This is a genomic window from Micromonospora sp. D75 (genome assembly GCF_018070405.1).
GTDB classification, from domain to species: Bacteria; Actinomycetota; Actinomycetes; order Mycobacteriales; family Micromonosporaceae; genus Micromonospora; species Micromonospora chalcea.
The window spans coordinates 1-1,219 of sequence record NZ_JAGPXV010001006.1 but is presented as its reverse complement, the minus strand read 5'-3'; the positions used below and the strand labels follow the sequence as shown (position 1 = coordinate 1,219).

Here is a 1,219-nt window from a genome sequence, read left to right as displayed (position 1 = left end):
CCCTGCGCCACCTCGCGTTCGCCACCGACGCCTGGCTCGGCAAGGCGATCCTGCGCCTGCCGCAGCCCTTCCATCCGCTCGGGCAGCCGCACGCCGAGTACGAGACGGACGGACTCGACATGTCGATCTTCCCCGCGGCGCGGCCGATTCTCGCCCAGGTGCTCGATCTGCGCGCCGAGCGGCAGGCCATGGTGCGGGACTTCCTCACGGGCGTCACTCCGGAGCTGCTCGCCGAGCCTCGGCCGTCAGCCTGGTCACCCGAACACGAGAAGCCGGTCCTGCACTGCCTTCACGTCATCTTCGACGAGGAGTGGGAACACCTCCGCTTCGCAGTGCGCGACCTGGACGCGCAGGCGTAGCGTCCGGTGTCCACGTGGACCGGCCCCGCATCGGAGGCCTCGGCGGACGGATCTCCCAAGGCGCGCATCGTCACCGGGTTGCTGTGCGACGGCAACCGGATACTCCTGTGCCACCGCTCTCCCCTGCGTCGTGTGCTGCCCGACGTCTGGGACCTGCCCGGCGGGCACGTCGAGCCCGGGGAACCGCCCCGTGTCGCACTTGCCCGTGAGCTTCGAGAGGAACTGGGCGTCGACGTGGCGGTGCCGGCGGGTCCACCAGTGCACGAGGTTCACGCCGACACGTTCGACATGCGGATCTGGCTGATCGAAGCGTGGAGCGGGTCTCCGGCCAACCTGGCGCCGGAGGAACACGACGCCATCGGCTGGTTCACCGCAGACGCGCTCGGAGCGCTACCGCTGGCTCATGCCGGCTACCCCGCCCTGTTCCGCAGGGTCCTTGCCGAGCGTCGCGCCTGACCACGACGGACACGTCTCTCGGCACGAACGCGCGCAGGGGGAGCCTGCGGCTCGGTCGATCACTCGCCCGGGCCGGGACCGGAAGTCGTCGCCCCCGCCGGACCCCCACCCGCCCCGGCACCCGAACCGATCCGGGTCGAACGCCGCGTCAGCTGCCGAGGAACCTCGTCATCGCCGGCCAACGCATCCACGTCGGCATCCACCACGCCGGAACCACCCTCACCGTCGAAGCCTCCGACACCACCTTCCGCGTCCACAACGGCGACCAACTCGTCGCCGAGGTCACCCGCACCACTGTCAAGCCGATCGCCCGGTTCAAGGTCCGCAAACCCGAACCCTCACGCGCGGCCCGCACCCCGCAGCACCGGGACGAAGCTTGACGCCCCGCCGGTGCCATTCCTAGC

Annotated in this window: 2 protein-coding genes; both read left to right on the top strand. The window is 70.7% G+C overall.

Features of this window, described 5'->3' with window-relative positions:
* On the top strand, window positions 1-359 hold a 359-nt coding region (locus tag KBX39_RS31525; protein ID WP_210874066.1), incomplete at its 5' end, for a DinB family protein.
* Between the two features lie 6 nt (window positions 360-365).
* Window positions 366-815 (top strand): NUDIX hydrolase, encoded by a 450-nt coding sequence (locus KBX39_RS31520; protein ID WP_312247526.1) that lies wholly within the window; start codon window positions 366-368, stop codon window positions 813-815.
* Window positions 816-1,219: the final 404 nt, after the last annotated feature.